This is a genomic window from Chryseobacterium sp. OV279 (assembly GCF_900128945.1).
Taxonomy (GTDB): domain Bacteria; phylum Bacteroidota; class Bacteroidia; order Flavobacteriales; family Weeksellaceae; genus Chryseobacterium.
On sequence record NZ_FQUD01000001.1, the window covers coordinates 1,245,267 to 1,262,799 of the forward strand.

General features: G+C 33.7%; 14 protein-coding genes. 9 read left to right on the forward strand and 5 right to left on the reverse strand.

The annotated features are described in order from the left end of the window. Nucleotides 1-300 precede the first annotated feature (300 nt). From BUA72_RS05680 to BUA72_RS05695, 4 genes are all read right to left on the reverse strand, one after another. Nucleotides 301-621 (reverse strand): hypothetical protein, encoded by a 321-nt coding sequence (locus BUA72_RS05680; RefSeq protein ID WP_139259527.1) that lies wholly within the window; start codon nucleotides 619-621, stop codon nucleotides 301-303. A 30-nt stretch (nucleotides 622-651) separates the two neighbouring features. Further along, nucleotides 652-1,089, reverse strand: a complete 438-nt coding sequence (locus tag BUA72_RS05685) for a hypothetical protein (RefSeq protein WP_139259529.1) — start codon at nucleotides 1,087-1,089, stop codon at nucleotides 652-654. A 26-nt stretch (nucleotides 1,090-1,115) separates the two neighbouring features. Continuing rightward, nucleotides 1,116-1,325, reverse strand: coding sequence for a hypothetical protein (locus tag BUA72_RS05690; RefSeq protein ID WP_072922114.1), 210 nt, complete (start codon nucleotides 1,323-1,325; stop codon nucleotides 1,116-1,118). Between the two features lie 402 nt (nucleotides 1,326-1,727). Then, nucleotides 1,728-2,222, reverse strand: a complete 495-nt coding sequence (locus BUA72_RS05695; protein WP_072922115.1) for a hypothetical protein — start codon at nucleotides 2,220-2,222, stop codon at nucleotides 1,728-1,730. 475 nt (nucleotides 2,223-2,697) lie between these two features. Here BUA72_RS05695 and BUA72_RS05705 point away from each other — a divergent pair, with 475 nt between their 5' ends. The 9 genes from BUA72_RS05705 to BUA72_RS05745 all read left to right on the forward strand — a co-directional run bounded on the left by BUA72_RS05705 (nucleotide 2,698) and on the right by BUA72_RS05745 (nucleotide 16,889). Beyond that, nucleotides 2,698-3,240 (forward strand): antirestriction protein ArdA, encoded by a 543-nt coding sequence (locus BUA72_RS05705; protein WP_072922117.1) that lies wholly within the window; start codon nucleotides 2,698-2,700, stop codon nucleotides 3,238-3,240. Nucleotides 3,241-3,298: 58 nt separating this feature from the next. Then, nucleotides 3,299-3,886, forward strand: a complete 588-nt coding sequence (locus BUA72_RS05710; protein WP_072922118.1) for a recombinase family protein — start codon at nucleotides 3,299-3,301, stop codon at nucleotides 3,884-3,886. Nucleotides 3,887-4,059: 173 nt separating this feature from the next. Beyond that, a complete protein-coding gene (locus tag BUA72_RS05715; protein ID WP_072922119.1) occupies nucleotides 4,060-5,496 on the forward strand; it encodes a caspase family protein in 1,437 nt (478 codons plus the stop codon). Nucleotides 5,497-5,768: 272 nt separating this feature from the next. Next, nucleotides 5,769-8,207, forward strand: coding sequence for a type I restriction-modification system subunit M (locus tag BUA72_RS05720; RefSeq protein WP_072922120.1), 2,439 nt, complete (start codon nucleotides 5,769-5,771; stop codon nucleotides 8,205-8,207). Beyond that, a complete protein-coding gene (locus tag BUA72_RS05725) occupies nucleotides 8,201-9,391 on the forward strand; it encodes a restriction endonuclease subunit S (RefSeq protein ID WP_072922121.1) in 1,191 nt (396 codons plus the stop codon). Before BUA72_RS05720 ends, BUA72_RS05725 begins: the two co-directional genes overlap by 7 nt. A gap of 26 nt (nucleotides 9,392-9,417) precedes the next feature. Next, nucleotides 9,418-11,169, forward strand: a complete 1,752-nt coding sequence (locus BUA72_RS05730; RefSeq protein WP_083544120.1) for a DUF262 domain-containing protein — start codon at nucleotides 9,418-9,420, stop codon at nucleotides 11,167-11,169. Then, nucleotides 11,162-13,138 carry a GmrSD restriction endonuclease domain-containing protein gene (locus tag BUA72_RS05735; protein ID WP_072922122.1) on the forward strand — a complete coding sequence of 659 codons (1,977 nt, stop codon included), beginning with the start codon at nucleotides 11,162-11,164 and terminating at the stop codon, nucleotides 13,136-13,138. Before BUA72_RS05730 ends, BUA72_RS05735 begins: the two co-directional genes overlap by 8 nt. 2 nt (nucleotides 13,139-13,140) lie before the next feature. After that, nucleotides 13,141-16,194 carry a type I restriction endonuclease subunit R gene (locus BUA72_RS05740; protein ID WP_072922499.1) on the forward strand — a complete coding sequence of 1,018 codons (3,054 nt, stop codon included), beginning with the start codon at nucleotides 13,141-13,143 and terminating at the stop codon, nucleotides 16,192-16,194. Beyond that, nucleotides 16,194-16,889 (forward strand): M48 family metallopeptidase, encoded by a 696-nt coding sequence (locus tag BUA72_RS05745; protein ID WP_072922123.1) that lies wholly within the window; start codon nucleotides 16,194-16,196, stop codon nucleotides 16,887-16,889. Before BUA72_RS05740 ends, BUA72_RS05745 begins: the two co-directional genes overlap by 1 nt. 163 nt (nucleotides 16,890-17,052) lie before the next feature. Here BUA72_RS05745 and BUA72_RS05750 read toward each other — a convergent pair whose 3' ends face one another. Then, nucleotides 17,053-17,523, reverse strand: a complete 471-nt coding sequence (locus BUA72_RS05750; protein ID WP_072922124.1) for a cupin domain-containing protein — start codon at nucleotides 17,521-17,523, stop codon at nucleotides 17,053-17,055. Between the last annotated feature and the right edge of the window lie 10 nt (nucleotides 17,524-17,533).

Below are 17,533 nucleotides of genomic sequence, written 5' to 3' on the forward strand. Positions count from 1 at the left end.
TTTTGGATAAAGTTTTCTAATTTAAATAAAAATTCTATTTTTTTACTAGGTATTTTTACGGTATTCGTATAAAACTGAAAAAACCTGTCATAGACAGGTTTTGAGGTATTTAGCAATTTCCTTTTTTGAAATACTTTTTCAATACATTGATTGCGAGTTTCAAACCTAGCATAAGGGAATAAGCGCTTCCAATGTACAAAACGAGGTACGCCGTGAGCATTAAAATAAGAGATACATTATCCAAAATGCTATACTGCTTAAATTCAAATGGTGGAATACACGCTCTCTGAAATTGTAGTATCATTTTGCGTTATTAAAAGGATTTTTCCCTTCGCGCATAAACACTGTTCCCATTTTTTGATACTGGACAGGTTGTCCTTTTACACAAACCGTATAAATCCCACTACCAAAACTGTTTTGCGCTCGAATAATGATTACTTCTTTTTCATCAACACCATTGTCTATGGCAACAAATTTCTTTAATCTGTTATTTTTTATTGGTTCTTTGAAATCTTTTGGTAAATCACACTCTTTAACGTTTGGTGATTCTTTTGATTTTTCTTCCTGTGCAAAATAAAATATTGGTAATACGACCATTAAGGTAAAAATTAATTTTTTCATTGTAATTATTTTTGATTGTTAATAATTGTCTTATTTGATAAATTCTTCTCTCTGTTTTGAAGCTTCGGCGTAGCTGTCGAAAACAAGGATTTTTCTCTGTCTGATATTCATTCCTGTAGGAACAGCACCGTCCTTATATAATGTTTTCTCGAACTCATCCATTTTTCTGTACTTGGCATCTTCACTTACGTCAATCATTTCAATAACATCACTTCCAATACTTTGATAGCTAGACATATTTTCTTTGGTGAGTATAGAGTCACTATTAGGGGCTATAATAGCCCAGATAATAGCATATTTTGGCTTTATTGGCTCGATTGCTGGAATATCATGAATATTGTCTGTAGAGTCGTTATAATCATTTATAACGTCTTGATAGGAGTTACCAAAATTAATGGAGTCAGTATTTGTATAGACATCATCCCAAGTATCTCTTTTTTTACAGCAAACTATTGTGCAAAAAATCATTAATAAGTAGACCTTTTTCATAGTACTTATTTTTCAGATATTACTGCTATGATTCCAAGCAGAATGAAGTGCCCAATGTAGGATAAAATTCCCCAGACAATCATAAATCCGATTGCTCCGATAAACGATTCTGGCTCAGTCCAATTCCATGATAGAACTCCTGAGCCGATAATTACGACTGCATAAAGAATAAATGCTAATACAGGTAGGCATCCGTTGTCATTTGTGTTGCTCATATTTTTTGTAAATTTCGTTTGGTTTTGGGCAAAAAATAAAGCGTGGTACTGAAGCCAATCTGTTACTGAGGTACTAGGATACCCGACAACCAGAAAGACTTAGCCCACGCCCGTATGGAGCATGAGCGTAAATCAATCGGATTTGGTTGTCTTGAAGATTCCTAGTTTTCAGTAACCAATGCGATAGCTTTACGCTTTTATTCTTTGATGTTATTCTAAAATAGCATGATAGCCTTTTAGATAAATTTTTCTATATCAATAATTAAACCGTTTTTAAATATTTATAGTTTGCAAAAATGATAAAAAAATATGAGATTCATAAATGATTTTGATAAATTCTTTAAACATCACTTTTTAATTTAAGATAGAGTTACTTAGGTGAGTTTTCTATAAATCTATTGCTTATGGTATAGTCTTAATTATTGTATCAATATCAGTAATCATAAATCTGAGCATATCCCAATCTTTTAATTTTGTATTTTTATTATATACATCCTTTCTTATGCTTAATAAGAAATTAGCAAATTTTTTCATAGTTTGGTTTGGATTGTCAGATGATTCTCCGCTATAAAACCCTTGCATCATTTCATTATATGCATTTACCATTTCGTCTGAGCCAAAAGTAATAAGATTAAATCCTGCCTTTCTATAATCAACTGAAGTAATCTCATCAAGAGCCTTGTCTTTCATCTTTTGATTTTCTTTTGCTGCAAAAAGAGTTATAAATGGATTTAAGATTTTGTTATATGTTTCAATTCTTTTTTCTAAAGCTCTATCTTCAATAGCTTTTAATTCTTCTTTTTGAGTTTTAAGGAACCAGCTAATTAAACCTCCTATAAAAACTAGTACAGGCGCTCCAAGAGCAGTGATTAGAGTAAGAGTATTTTGATCGTTCATACAAATAAATGTTAAAGTTATATATTTTGTAGTAAGTTTTAACTGCGTAAGTATAATGAAAAAGCTCAATTCATCCTATGGGGTTTTCCACATATTTTATAATTTTTTGAAAATTATTCAAATTCTTTTTATATGTCTCGATAGGGTACCCATAGTAGTCTTAGGGGGAGGGGGTAAGGCGAGTTTTTGCTATCCCCCCCCACCTTTGAAAAGCCATCCAAAAGTTTTCTCACGGTATAAGAACCTCATCACTTTTTTGAAGATTTTTTTTAGACTACAATCCAAAGTTAGAACAGGTTTGAAGAGATTTTCTACGAATTCAAAATATTTATGCTATTTCATTGAATATCACCCTATTTTTATAACATTTGGCATAGTTTTCGACTACTATAAACCAACAAAAAACCCCATCAATACTACTAATATTGAATGGGGAAGTGTAAAAAATTCTAACGCTAATTAAAACTTATCTACAATGACAAAGTTACAAAATTGTTTGGAGGACTTCCAAATCTATGTGGGTACTTATGGCAAGTACAATTCAGGAAGCATCTACGGTGAATGGCTTCAACTTTCAGATTATTCAGACTATGACGAGCTTTTAGAAGCTATGCGGGAACTACACCAAGACGAGCAAGACCCCGAATTTATGTTTCAGGACTACGAATGTAATCAGTTCTTCATCAAACAAAAGCTAATCAGCGAATGCCATCTTTCAGCAGACATTTATGAGATAGCCGAGCAAATCAATAATTCAGATTATGATTTCGAGGTTATAGAGGCCTATGCAGAGTGCATGAGTTACTATCATAAGGACGTAAGCGACCTATTGGACAGCCTTTCGGATTCATATTATGGCGAGTACAGCTCGGATGAAGATTTTGCGCAGACTACTTTAGAACAGGAAGGCTCAATTCCTGAAAATTTATCGTCTTACATCTGCATTGATTGGGAAGCAACCGCAAGACATTTGATGTATGATTATATGAGTTCTAACGGGTATTATTTCAGAAACTAATTACAATACTAATTTTGCACCTTGCTTAAATGCAGGGTGCTTTATAACATTTACAATTATGAAAGCAAGATATATTAGAGTTTCAACAGGATCTCAGAATACTGCAAGACAGGAGGAACGACAAGCAAAGGGCGAAAAGATATTTACTGATATTATCAGTGGTTCTACACCTTTTAAAGAGAGAGAACAGGGAAAGGAACTGATAAAAGCAATTGAAAATAATGAGATTAATTACGTTTCTGTAAGTTCTATTGATAGGCTCGGAAGAAACTTGTATGACATTCTTACAACTTTGGAGTTTTTCAAAGAAAAGGACGTTATTCTCAAAGTAGATAATCTGGGAATAGAAAGCTTAATCAAAGGAAAGGAGAATCAGGCCTTTAAACTTATTATTTCTGTTATGGCGAATATAGCCGAAATGGAAAGGGAAACTATTTTAGAACGTCAACGTGAGGGAATTGCACTAGCAAAGGCGAAAGGCATTTACAAAGGACGAGAAAAAGGTTCTACGGAAAGCATAGAAGACTTCCTTTTCAAATATAAAGAGGTAATTAAGAACCTAAAGAAAGGAAATTCTATCCGGGACACAGCTAAAATTTGTAATGTAAGCATAGGAACTGTTCAGAAAGTCAAAAATAATATCTAACTTAATGAGGGTAGACCACTCAAAGAAAATATAATTTTCACTATCGATACATCTGAAATTGTGAGAAAAAGGATTGTTTTGTATCATTAAGATATATTAATCGCTTATTATTCTATATAGTTAAAATGGTACTAATTCTGTTAATGTATGTATATTAGTTGAAAATTAATATAATGAAAACATTAGCAATAGTTATTGGAAATAATGAGTATCATAAAGGAGCAACCTTAGATAATGCAGTAAATGATGCTACAGCAATTTCAGAAATCTTCAAGAGATTAAGATTTGATGTAGAATTGTTAACAGATATTACAAAAGAAGATATTCCAAATATATTAGATGGGCTTATAGCTAAAATAGATGGCTATGATGCTACAATCATCTATTTTGCAGGACATGGTTTTGAGTTAGATGGTGAGAATTATCTAGCATCTATTAACTGTCAAATTCCGCCAGCTGGTGTACATAGTGCAGGTGCTGATAGTATAAAAATATCTGAAATTTTAAAAATCTACTCGAAAAATCCAAACAAAGTAAACATATTAATTATTGATGCTTGTAGAAGAACTTTTAATAGGGGTACCACATTGGGATTTTCGCCCATTCAGTCACCACGTGGAACATTAATAGCTTTCTCAACATCACCTAATGATGGAGCCAGTGATAAAGGATATGGTGAACATAGTATTTATACAGGTGTTCTTTTAGATTATTTAGGTAGAGAACGCCTTTCCGTTGAAGCACTATTTAAAAAAGTTAGACAATCTGTATATACTTTAACAAATGGAGCACAAACTACATGGGAACATACATCATTAATTAGTGATTATTATTTTAATGATGGGCAACTAGTATATTCTTTGAGTATACCTTATGACGAATCAGTAGTTATGGATCAAAAATTTTCAGAATCGTCTGATTTTGGTGAAATTATAACAGCATTTAAAAGCTATAATTATTATACACAAAATGATGCATTGGAAAAAGTTTTAAAGATGAACCTCACTTCTTTAGATAAAAATCAAAAGTTTATACTAGGAAGAAATATTTTACAAGCTGCTAATGGTGGTGCTAGGGATTGCATAAAATTTATTGAAAATTTGAGCAATACCTTGATACCGTTCAATGAAAGTAATGGCGAAAATCATCTTTTAAATGGTATTCTATTTGAAATTTATTTCGATTCTAATGGTAATTTTAGAGACGACAAAAAAAGCAAATTCTTTGAGGAAGTATTGAGATTAAGGAAAAAAAGTCAATTCATAAAATCTTTTGATTTCATTGGTACATTGTTAACTGCACAAAATGACAATACAATTTACATACCTAGTGCTACTGATGATATTCATGATGTTGATGTAGTAGCAGTTGAAAAAACTATGAAAACATTTTCTGGTGAGGAAAAAAGGCAAGTTATATCTAAAGTTTCAATAAATAACATTGATATTACAAAAGAAATTTCAAGTTATAATTTTAATAATGGAAATAAGGACACATTATTAGATCATCTTAGTAATTATCTATGTATTCCTAAGGATCTTCTAAAAATTAATTGTACAATAAATCTTGAGAAAATCTATTTTGATAGAGACACAGTGGTTAGTTGGTAAATATTTAAAAAAGAAACAAACACAACACTATAGTGTTACTATTATACATAAGTACATGATAATCAATACTAATTATTTTTGTATCGGGAAGTAAACCTCAAAATTTTCACACCTTATTTTATTATATAACTTAAGATAATAAATGTTTTTTCAAAAAAAATTAAACTCCAATAACACGGTTAAAGGAGTTTTTTTATATCTTTTATTTGCTGGTTTCCGTAGAAAAACCTTTATAAATTTCGTATTTTGCAATACTTTTTCAAATTTCAATAATGGCAATTAAAAAATCAGAACTATATAGCTCGTTATGGGCAAGTTGCGATGAATTACGTGGCGGTATGGACGCCTCTCAATATAAAGATTATGTACTCACGATGTTATTTGTGAAGTATATTTCAGATAAATATAAAGGTGATCCTTTTGGAGCGATCACAGTACCTGAAGGTGCGTCTTTTGATGATATGGTAGATCTTATCGGAAATCCTGAAATTGGGGATAAGATCAACAAACAGATTCTAAACCCAATTAAAGAATCTAATAAGCTAAATGAATTTCCCGATTTTAATGATGAGTCTAAATTAGGGAAAGGAAAAGACCTGGTTGATACGGTTTCCAATCTGGTTCGTATTTTCAATGATCAAAGTTTGGATTTTTCAGGCAATTCAGCAGAGGGCGATGATATTTTGGGCGATGCTTATGAATATCTGATGCGTCATTTTGCTACTGAATCGGGGAAATCGAAGGGTCAATTTTACACACCTGCTGAAGTTTCCCGGGTGTTGGCAAAAGTAATTGGGATCAATCAAAACAATTCATCACATCAAACAATGGCTTATGATCCAACCTGTGGTTCAGGATCATTATTGCTGAAAGTGATGAACGAAGCTGGTAAAAATATTGACCTCTATGGACAGGAAAAAGAAACTACAACGGCTAATTTAGCTCACATGAATATGATTCTGCATGGTGCTGAAACTGCAACCATCATTGCGGATAACACTTTGTCTCGTCCTTTTTATAAAGAAGCTGATGGGAATTTAAAAAAGTTTGACTATGTAGTTGCCAATCCACCTTTTTCGTTGAAAAGCTGGAGCAATGGTGTAAATGTAGCAAGCGACGAATTCAACCGGTTCACTTTAGGAGTTCCCCCAGAGAAGAATGGGGATTATGCTTTTCTACTGCATATTTTACAATCGCTAAAATCTAATGGAAAAGGGGCCGTAGTTTTACCGCATGGAGTTTTGTTCCGTGGAAATGCAGAGGGCGAAATCCGTAAAAACATTTTAAAGAAAGGGTATATTAAAGCTATTATCGGTTTGCCTGCCAACTTGTTTTATGGTACAGGTATTCCGGCTTGTATTATTGTACTGGATAAAGAAAATGCAGAGCACCGCAAAGGATTATTCATGATGGATGCGAGTAAAGGCTTTGTAAAAGACGGAAATAAAAACCGTTTACGCGAGCAGGATATTCGTAAAATTACTGATGTGTTTGATGTTTTTGCCGAACTGCCAAAATTCAGCCGTATGGTCTCTATGACCGAAATTGCTGATCCTAAAAACGATTATAATCTCAACATTCCACGTTATATTGACACACAGGAAGTGGAAGATATTCAGGATTTGGAGGGACATTTATCAGGAGGTATTCCTGAGCGTGATGTACAGTCATTACAATCCTATTGGGATTTGTTCCCTTCTTTAAAAGCTGATTTATTTAGTCCGTCAAGAACGGGATATTTTGAGTTGAAATTATCTGCAGAAGACATAAAATCAACCATTTTTAATCATCCGGAATTTGTTGCTTTCAATGAAGAGATGCATACTACTTTTGATAACTGGCTGCATCAACAGCAAACAGGGTGGAACACTTTGGAACAGGGTTTTGCCGTAAAAGAAGCGATTGAAACTTCTGCACAAACCATCCTTAGCCATTTTGAGCATAATGATTTGGTTAACTGTTATGCAATGTACCAGCACTTGATGCAGTACTGGAATGAAGTGATGCAGGATGATTTTTATTCCATTGCATTAGATGGATGGAAAGCAGGGAATGAATATACCCGATTAGTCATAAAAGGTAAAAAAGGAAAAGACGGTAAAACTGCTAAAGACAAAGAAATTGCAGGTTTGGCAGGTATTGAAGGCAGAATGGTCACGCCGGAAATGATGATTCATTATTTCTTCAAAGAACAAAATGACAGTTTACAGGATTTAGAAAATCAACTGAACCTTACACAGGAAGCCCTTGCAGAAATTGAAGAAGAAAACAGCGGCGAGGAAGGCATTTTCAGTGATTTGGAAAAAATAAATCTTAAAAATGTAAAAGACTTTTATAAAGAACGTAAAGCCGATAATGCCTCTAAGGAAGAATTGAAATACATTAAAAACTATATTGATACGCAAGAAGCTTTGGGTGGCATTACCAAACTGATAAAAATAGCGAAGGAAAATCTGGAAGTAAAAGTGGTGGCGCAATATCCTTTAATAACCGAAGCCGAAATAAAAGATATGGTGATTAACCACAAATGGACACCCGTATTGCAACAGGCATTGCAAAACGAACAGGAAAAGCTGAGCCAAAACCTTACGCAACGCATTAAGGAACTGGCAGACCGCTACCAACAGGCTTTACCTATTTTGGAAACCCAAACAGTAGAAGCTTCGCAAAAAGTATTGGCTCACCTGCAAAAAATGGGATTGGTATGGTAAAGGAAAATACGATGAGGCAGACAGAGATTGGTTTGTTGCCGGAGGATTGGGAAGTGAATTCACTAAAGGAAATTTGCAAGGATATGATACAGGGCATTAATACAGCGATTGATATTCCTGAATACTCATTTGAAGGTGTACCTATTTTAAAAGCAAATAATGTTATTGATGGTCAGATTGATTTGAATAATTGTGAATTTATTTCTGAAAAATCTTTTCGAAAGTATTCTACACGATTTCATATCTCGAAAAATGATTTTCTATTATCTAATATAGGCGCTCGTCTTGGCTCAGGTTCCATTTATTTAACTGATGCAGTTTCAGTCTATGCTTGGAATGTAATGAGATTGTCGCCCAAAAAGGATATTGTTAATCCTCACTATTTTTCACAAATCCTCAATTCATCGTACTTCAATAAGTTGATGATAAATAACCAAAGTGGTTCGGGGATGGGATTTGTTCCTAAAAATGTACTTCAAACTTTCCAAATTCCCCTTCCGCCCTTGCCCGAACAAGAAGTGATAGCAAAAGCCTTGAGTGATGCTGATGCTTGGATAGAAAGCCTAGAGCAACTCATTGCTAAAAAATGTCTCATTAAACAAGGAGCAATGCAGGAATTGTTGTCGCCTGCGGCCGATTGGGAAGTGAAGAGGTTGGGGGAGGTTTGTGAGATAATAATGGGACAATCACCTTTGTCGCAATTTTATAATAATTCTGGAAAAGGATTGCCTTTGGTTCAAGGTAATGCAGATATTGAGAATAGAAGAACAATTATTAGAAATTATACTTCGCAAATAACGAAAAGAGGTAAAATAGGTGATATAATTATGTCTGTTCGAGCACCTGTTGGAGAAATTGCAACGGCAACATTTGATTGTTGTTTAGGAAGAGGTGTCTGTGCTTTTAGAACTGAAAACAAATTTATTTATCACTTACTGATTTACAAAGAAACCGATTGGGCACAATTTTCAACTGGTTCTACTTTCGATAGTGTCAATTCAAATCAAATAAAAGATTTAGAGGTAAATATTCCCAAATCCCTCACCGAGCAAACCCGCATCGCCACGATATTATCGGATATGGATGCGGAGCTGGAAGCATTGGAAGTGCAACTTGGCAAAGCAAGACAGGTAAAACAAGGGATGATGCAGGAATTGCTGACGGGGAGAGTGAGATTGATATAAAAACTAATAAATAACCATAAAAACGAATGATGAATGTAGAACAAACAGAAATAATGGAGTATACAAATGTTCTGTTAGAGCCCATTACTGTAAGAGAAATTTCAAAGCTCAGTTATTTTATTCCTGATTATCAGCGAGGCTATCGATGGACAAAATTACAGGTAGAGCAACTACTTGATGATATTTATAACTTCGAATTTAGAACGTTGGTATCTCATGAGGAAACGTGGTATTGCTTGCAACCTTTGGTGGTAAAAGAAATGACTTCTTTTCCTGATAAATTTGAAGGAGATCAGAATAAGAAATGGATGGAAGTCATTGACGGACAACAACGCTTGACAACTGTATTTTTAATTGTCCATTATATTAATGAAATGTTCCGTGGACAGAAAAAAGATACTGAGCCAATTCTTCTATATCAGACAAGAAAGAACAGTACAGTATTTCTAAATAACATAACTGTAAATCAGGAAATTGAATATTCAAATATCGACTATTTTCATATTTCAGCAGCTTACGAAACCATTCATCAATGGTTCGAAGTAAATAGGATCAATAGCGATAAATTTATTGGAAAGTTTTATGATGTAACGAAAGTAATTTGGTATCAGACTTTTGAATCAGACTCCATCGAAATATTTACCCGTATTAACACCGGGAAAATACAACTGACCAATGCTGAGCTTGTGAAAGCTTTGTTTCTGAACTCTTCAAATTTTGAGAATAATGAAACCATTTATCACAAACAGTTACAAATTGCTCTTGATTGGGAAAATATTGAATATAGCCTGCACAATAATGACTTTTGGGATTTTATAAACAAAGACCAAAATGATTTGTCCACCCGGATTGAATTTTTGTTGGACCTTATTAAGAGGAAAGATGAAAAAAATAATGATGATCATTTTACTTTCTCGCAATACTATAATGATTTTAAAGGGAAGAATGAAGATTACATTTTCGAAAAATGGTACGAAATAAAACAAACATATCTGGTTTTGTTGGAGTGGTTCAATTCCCCTTTATTACACAATAAGGTAGGCTTTTTAGTGTATTGTGATCTTAAAGATTATTCACTACGGGAGATATTAGACACTTACAGTACAATCACTAAAAGAGATTTTGAGAAATATTTGAACGGGGGAATTTCTACTTTTCTAAAAAGTGTAGGAAGTGATTTGGAAAAGATAGAGTATAAAAATAATCAAAGCTTACTGAGAAAGATATTATTGCTTCACAACATCGAAACCATGAATCAAAATAAATCGGATGATGCAAAGTTTCCTTTTACTAAATTCAAAGACAAGCAAAATGGATGGGATATTGAGCATATTGGTTCAATAGCTGAAAAAATACCTGAGCTGGATGCACACCGGAAAGCTTGGATTGATGAAGCAAGGCAATATATAGCCGACAAGGACTTGCGGGATAAATGTGAAAACTGGAGCAATGACACATTCCCCGGCCTATTTTATGAAATTGTGAGCTATTTTGAAGGAAATAATTTATCAGCTGAGGATACTACTAACTCTTTGGGTAATTTGGCTCTTTTGGATTCCAAAACCAATAGAGGATATAAAAATTCCGTATTTCCTGAAAAACGAAGTAAGATTATAAAAAAAGATAAGAATGGCCAGTTCATTCCTATTTGTACGAAAAATCTGTTTATGAAATATTACTCGGGCAGTACCGAACATTTATATTTCTGGACACAGCAGGATCGTGCGGATTATTTAGAAAGCATTGTCGAAACTCTTAGCATCTATACCCATGAGTAATAATATACACAACGCAAATTTTTGGGAACTTTTGACAAGATACCCAATTGAGATTCCAATCATACAAAGAGATTATGTGCAGGGAAGAGAAGAGAATAGGAAGATAAGAAAAAAAATAGTTTCAAAATTTAAAGAAGCGTCCCACGGCGAGCCCACTAAACTTGATTTTATTTACGGCAATATAAGGAATAATGTATTTTACCCTTTAGATGGGCAACAGCGTCTTACTACCTTATTTTTGTATTATTTATATTTTGCGTTAAGGGATGATGAGTTAAAAGATTTGAAAGTCAAACAACAATTTGCAAAATTTACATACAGTACAAGAGTTTCTTCCAAAGAATTCTTTAAGAAATTACTGGACGCAAATATCACCATTGATGTAAAAACTGATTTAAGCGAAGAAATATCTAATCAAAATTGGTTTATTACCTATTGGAAAAATGACCCTACTGTTGCTTCTGCATTAGGAATGCTTAACGAAATCCACAATCAGTGTTTTGAATCAAAATTTGACTTTAATGACATCATCAAAAAAGAAAATAAAGATATTACTTTTGAGTTTCTGGAATTGGAGAAATTTGGTTTATCTGATGATTTGTATATTAAAATGAATGCCCGTGGAAAAGTACTTTCAACGTATGAAAATTTTAAAGCAGATTTGATTGGGCATATCAAGAGAAATGATTGGGAAGCAGAAAAGAACTATCAGGAAAGATTCTCAACAAATATAGATGGTAACTGGACTGATTATTTTTGGGATGAGGGAAAAAACAGCAAAATGTTTGATTCTTTTTCCATTAATTTCTTTCACCAGTTTCTAATCACGGAAGTAGCAACCAGAAGTGAATTAAGTGATTATATTATACAAACCTATTTTGAAGTTGAAGATGATAAATCAACAAATGAAAAAAAGATTTCTATAGATGAACTTCTAGCTCAGATTTTAGCTAATGCAGATGATATTTCTGAAACCTATTTAGATAAGCAGTCTATTAATACCTTACATCAATTATTAGAACGGTACTCTTCAGTTTCCCGAACTCTGAAAACAAATACGAACTTATGGATTAACGAATTTACAAATATTGATAATCTTTTGGTAACGGGGCGTATTACCTACCCAAATAGAGTATTTCACTTCGCCCACAGTTGCTATTTACTAAAAAATGCCTATCATAATAATGAAGATTACAGCAAATGGATGCGGATTGTTCGAAATATAATATCCAACTCAACTATTGATACCGTTGATACGTTTCGGGGTGCGTTACAGTTAATTAATGAAGTTTCTGAAGGAAGCAGCAATATTTATGAGTTCTTGTCAGATTACAAAATGAAATCCAGATTTGCAGAAAAGCAAGTAACAGAAGAAATTCAAAAAAGTAAGTTATTAATAGAGAAATTGTTATCGTATGAAGACTTAGTAAAAATAGAAGATACCAGGCTTTGTTTCGGTCGAATTGAATTTGTCTTACATTTTATCGAAAATAATGCAAATGGCGATTATTCTAAGGTAATTGAGATTGCGAATATATTTATTAACTACTTTGAGAGCAATGATTTTACAAACGAAATCCGTGCATTGTTTTTAACTTGTGGGGATGGTAAATTTTATGATTACTGGACTTCCTGGGTCTATGTGGTTGACTTACCTAAACGTTGTCTTATTGAGCATACTAGCGATTTAAGAAACTACTCTTATAATTCTGCTTACAGAAAATATTTCAGTGAAGTATTAGAAAAACTGCTTTTTAGCGGAGATATTAAAAATCATTTAGATATTTTCTCAAATTCGAATGCTTATCCATTAATACCTTTATGGAAACAAAAGATTATTAGAAATTATAAGATTCTGGATAAACACTGTAAATCAAAGATGATTGCTATAGCCGGAGATGATAGTAAATGTTATGTAATGAATATAGGAAAACCAAGATCAAAAGACTCTTTAAAAAAATTGGTATAGTTATGATAAATCCAATAGAACGCATCACCCAAAATCGTATCATCCAGCTTTTCCAGGAAGAGTTGGGCTATATCTATTATGGCAATTGGGAAAAACGGGAACACAACAGCAATGTAGAAGAAGAACTTTTAAAGAAAAATTTGCTGAATAGAGGGTATTCAGAAGTTTTAGCTGATAAAGCGGTAAAAGAAGTCTATGATTTGGCAACGACCAATTCAGGAGAATTATATCATCGTAACAAAGCTTTGTATTCCCTTTTGCGATATGGGGTAAAAGCCAGACCGGAACTAGGGGAACAATTCAATACAATTTTTCCTGTTGATTGGCAGGATTTTGAGAAGAATGAGTTTGGAATTGCTGAAGAAGTATCTCTTACCAAAGGCGAAAATAATAGAAGACCAGACATTGTTTTATACATCAACGGTATTGCGATTGGGGTATTGGAATTGAAAAGGGGAACTACTGACATTTCTGAAAGCATTAATCAGTCCATTTCGAATCAAAGAGAATTGTTTAACAAATGGTTTTATACCACAGTTCAATTGGTTATGGCGGGAAATAATACGCAAGGACTGAAATATGGAACGATTGAAACTGAAAACAAATATTATCTAGCCTGGAAAGAAGATGAAGCAGATAATAACGGTTATAAGTTAGATAAATACCTGAAGAAACTTTGTGGGAAAGAACGGATCATCGACTTAATTTATAACGGGATTATATTTGATGCTGGTATAAAAAAATTACCACGTCCTCATCAGTATTTCGGATTGAAAGAAGCACAGGAATTTGTAAAAAGAAAAGAGGGCGGCATCATTTGGCATACCCAAGGCTCCGGGAAGTCTTTAATGATGGTGATGCTGGGGAAATGGATTTTAGAAAATGTAGCGAATTCCAGAATTGTGATTTTAACCGACCGTACCGAACTGGACGATCAGATTGAACGTGTTTTTAAAGATGTAGGTGAAACAGATGTTGCCAAGACAAGATCAGGAAAAGAACTGATGCAGTTTCTAACTTCATCTCGTCCACGATTGGTTTGTTCACTAATTCATAAATTCGGTAATAAATCGGAAACTGATTTTGATGCATTTATCAAAGAATTACAAAATAATCCGGTGCAAACGCAAGGCGAAATTTTTGTATTTATTGATGAATGCCACCGTACTCAAAGTGGCAAGTTAAACCAAGTGATGAAAGCCGTTTTGCATAATGCAGTTTTCATTGGGTTTACAGGAACGCCTTTGCTTAAAGAAGATAAGAAAACAACGATGGATGTTTTCGGAAGATATATTCATACCTATAAATTTAATGAAGCTGTAGAAGATGGAGTAGTCAAAGATTTGATGTACGAAGGACGTGCGATTGAACAAAGTCTTACTTCTCAAACCAAGGTTGATCAATGGTTTGAGGCTAAAACTTCGGGTTTAAATGATTTTCAAAAGAACGAACTCAAAAAGAAATGGGGGACAATGCAGAATGTGTTGAGTTCAAAAAGCAGAATGGAGAAAATCGTGGCAGATATTATTGTTGATTTTTCAACCAAGCCACGATTAAAGTCGCAAAACGGGAATGCAATTTTGGTGGCATCAAGTATTTACGAAGCCTGCAAATATTATAATCTGTTCCTGAATACCGAGCTGAAAAATAAATGTGCCATTATCACATCATATAACCCTATTGCTGGAGACGTTTCATTAGAAGATACGGGAACAGATAATGAAACCGACAAGCAGTTTATTTTTAAAACCTATACTGACCTGTTGAAAGACATAAGTGTAAAAGGCAATAAATCAAAAACTGAAACTTATGAAGCTGATGCTAAAGAAAGCTTTCGTAAGGAACCTGCGAGAATGAAATTGCTGATTGTAGTTTCCAAGTTATTGACAGGTTTTGATGCTCCGCCATGTACCTACATTTACATAGATAAAAGAATGCAGGACCATACCTTGTTTCAAGCCATTTGTAGAGTAAACCGTTTGGATACAGATGATAAAGATTATGGTTATATCATCGATTATATGGAACTTTTTGGAAATGTAACGGATGCGATTAATGTATATACTTCTGAACTTGACAGTGAAGGCTTCACCAAAGAAGAAGTTGGAATACAGCTTAAAGACAGATTGAAGATGGCAAAAGACCGTCTTTTTACTGCATTGGAAACTGTTGAGAGCATTTGTGAAAATGTAGAGCCTCCTAAAAATGATTTGATGTATATTCATTATTTTTGTGGCAATACTGAAAATCCGGACGATTTAAAAGCGACAGAATATAAACGGATGGCCTTATACAAGGCTATTGTAGAATACATTCGAGCCTATACTAATATAAAGGCAGACTTTTTGGCCGCTGAATTTACAGATGCTGAGATCAAGCATTTTAATGATAAATTAGATGCTTATTTAAATCTTAGAGAAATTATACGCATTGCTTCAGGGGAAACGATTAATTTGAAAGCTTATGAAGCTGATATGCGTTTTCTAATAGATACTTATATTAGAGCGGAGGAATCAGAAGTAATCTCACCTTTTGAAAATATTTCCTTATTAGATTTGCTTGAAACCGATACGGATGAAGCCATTGATAGCTTACCTCAATCGATTAAAGGAAATCAAAGCGCTGTTGCAGAAGTTATTGAAAACAATATTCGTAGTAAAATTGTAGAAGAGCACTTATTGGATCCTAAATATTTCGATCATATGAGTATTTTATTGCAGGAACTGATTGAAAGAAGAAAACAGGAAACGATCAATTATCAGCAGTATCTGAATGAAATAGCAGAGCTTGTCCGTCAGGTAAATCAAGGTAAGAAAGATGATGTTCCAAAATCTTTAAATACCAAAGGAAAAGTAGCATTGTATCATACTCTGGAAGAAAATGAAGAATTGACTCTGTTATGTGAAAATGCTGTTCAATATGCAAAGCAAGATGGGTTCAGAGAAAATCTGGCCAAACAGAAGTTAGTAAAGAAAGCTATTTATGATGTGGTAGAAGACGTTAATAAAGTAGAGGAGATTTATAAAATCATCGATGCACATAAAGACGAATATTAATGAAAAAACAGACTTTACTTATTGGAGCAGTAGAAATTGAGGTCACATTTAAAGAGATTAAAAATCTTCATTTAAGTGTGCACCCGCCTAATGGGAGAGTTACAATATCTTCCCCGAATTTTTATGACACTGAGAAAGTAAAGATTTATGCAGCGACCAAATTGGGCTGGATAAAAAGAGAACAGGCAAAAATGAGGAATCAGGAAAGGGAAGAACCTAAGTTGATGATCACACAGGAAAGTCATCAGTTTTTAGGGAAACGTTATTTGCTGAAAGTAATCGAAGCCAGCAGACCAAAATTGTTTTTAAAACATAATACTATTGAACTTTATGCTTTGCCTGAAGCAACATTTGCACAAAAAGAACGAACGCTTTATAATTGGTATAAAAGAGAACTGGAAGGTATAATTGGTAAGATGATTTCCATATATGCAAAAGAAATGAACATCAATGATATCCATTTCGGTATTAGAAAGATGAAGACAAAATGGGGAAGTTGCAGCATAGAAAAACGCATAGTATGGTTTAATATAGAACTCGCCAAAAAACCTATAGAATGCATTGAATATATTGTTGTCCATGAAATGGTTCATCTGTTAGAAAGGAATCACAATAAAAATTTCATTATTCTCATGGATAAGTACCTTCCTAATTGGAGACTTCAAAAACAGATATTGAATAAATTACCGATTTAACAAAAAATTATAAGAGTATTACTATATATTTAAAAAAGATCATATAAAAAGAGTTTATTAGATTCTGTATCGGGAAATAAATATGCTTTTAAGTAGTATCCATAAGGATCCCATACAAAAGATGCGAGTTAATATCTCGCCTTTTTTGTATTAGTTTTACATTTTATGATCTATTATAACTCGTAATCACAAACATAATCAAAGGCTCATCTCCCGTGTTTTCAATAGAATGATATCCTATGGAACTAATGGCTGTAATATCCCCCTTTTGAAGCACTTTTTTTCGCTCCGGTCCCTGGGTTCCGGATCTTTCACGGTATTCTCCGGTTCCATGCACTACGACATACAGTTCCTGTTCGTTTCTTTGATTGTGGGTGTGAAATCCGGATTCGTCACCTTTATTCAACAGGACCATGTAAGCGGCCAGACGATTATTCGCCAGTTCATTCTGGTCGAACATCTGGATCATATAAACCGTTCCGTTTCCTCCATACATTTTTTCACGTTTATCGATGCGTGTAAAGGGTCGTTCTTGCTTTTCAAAGGCCATCACATAAAGGTGGATGTATTTTGAAACCTCTTCTATAACGCGATCGAATTCTGCTCCTTCAGATAATATAACGGTATCAGCCATGTGAGTTCAA

Excerpts from the sequence above, each read along its gene's own strand:
- BUA72_RS05680 (WP_139259527.1), bottom strand. The coding sequence starts at position 621 with ATGAAAAAATTAATTTTTACCTTAATGGTCGTATTACCAATATTTTAT.
- BUA72_RS05685 (WP_139259529.1), bottom strand. The coding sequence starts at position 1,089 with ATGATTTTTTGCACAATAGTTTGCTGTAAAAAAAGAGATACTTGGGAT.
- BUA72_RS05690 (WP_072922114.1), bottom strand. The coding sequence starts at position 1,325 with ATGAGCAACACAAATGACAACGGATGCCTACCTGTATTAGCATTTATT.
- BUA72_RS05695 (WP_072922115.1), bottom strand. The coding sequence starts at position 2,222 with ATGAACGATCAAAATACTCTTACTCTAATCACTGCTCTTGGAGCGCCT.
- BUA72_RS05705 (WP_072922117.1), top strand. The coding sequence starts at position 2,698 with ATGACAAAGTTACAAAATTGTTTGGAGGACTTCCAAATCTATGTGGGT.
- BUA72_RS05710 (WP_072922118.1), top strand. The coding sequence starts at position 3,299 with ATGAAAGCAAGATATATTAGAGTTTCAACAGGATCTCAGAATACTGCA.
- BUA72_RS05715 (WP_072922119.1), top strand. The coding sequence starts at position 4,060 with ATGAAAACATTAGCAATAGTTATTGGAAATAATGAGTATCATAAAGGA.
- BUA72_RS05720 (WP_072922120.1), top strand. The coding sequence starts at position 5,769 with ATGGCAATTAAAAAATCAGAACTATATAGCTCGTTATGGGCAAGTTGC.
- BUA72_RS05725 (WP_072922121.1), top strand. The coding sequence starts at position 8,201 with ATGGTAAAGGAAAATACGATGAGGCAGACAGAGATTGGTTTGTTGCCG.
- BUA72_RS05730 (WP_083544120.1), top strand. The coding sequence starts at position 9,418 with ATGATGAATGTAGAACAAACAGAAATAATGGAGTATACAAATGTTCTG.
- BUA72_RS05735 (WP_072922122.1), top strand. The coding sequence starts at position 11,162 with ATGAGTAATAATATACACAACGCAAATTTTTGGGAACTTTTGACAAGA.
- BUA72_RS05740 (WP_072922499.1), top strand. The coding sequence starts at position 13,141 with ATGATAAATCCAATAGAACGCATCACCCAAAATCGTATCATCCAGCTT.
- BUA72_RS05745 (WP_072922123.1), top strand. The coding sequence starts at position 16,194 with ATGAAAAAACAGACTTTACTTATTGGAGCAGTAGAAATTGAGGTCACA.
- BUA72_RS05750 (WP_072922124.1), bottom strand. The coding sequence starts at position 17,523 with ATGGCTGATACCGTTATATTATCTGAAGGAGCAGAATTCGATCGCGTT.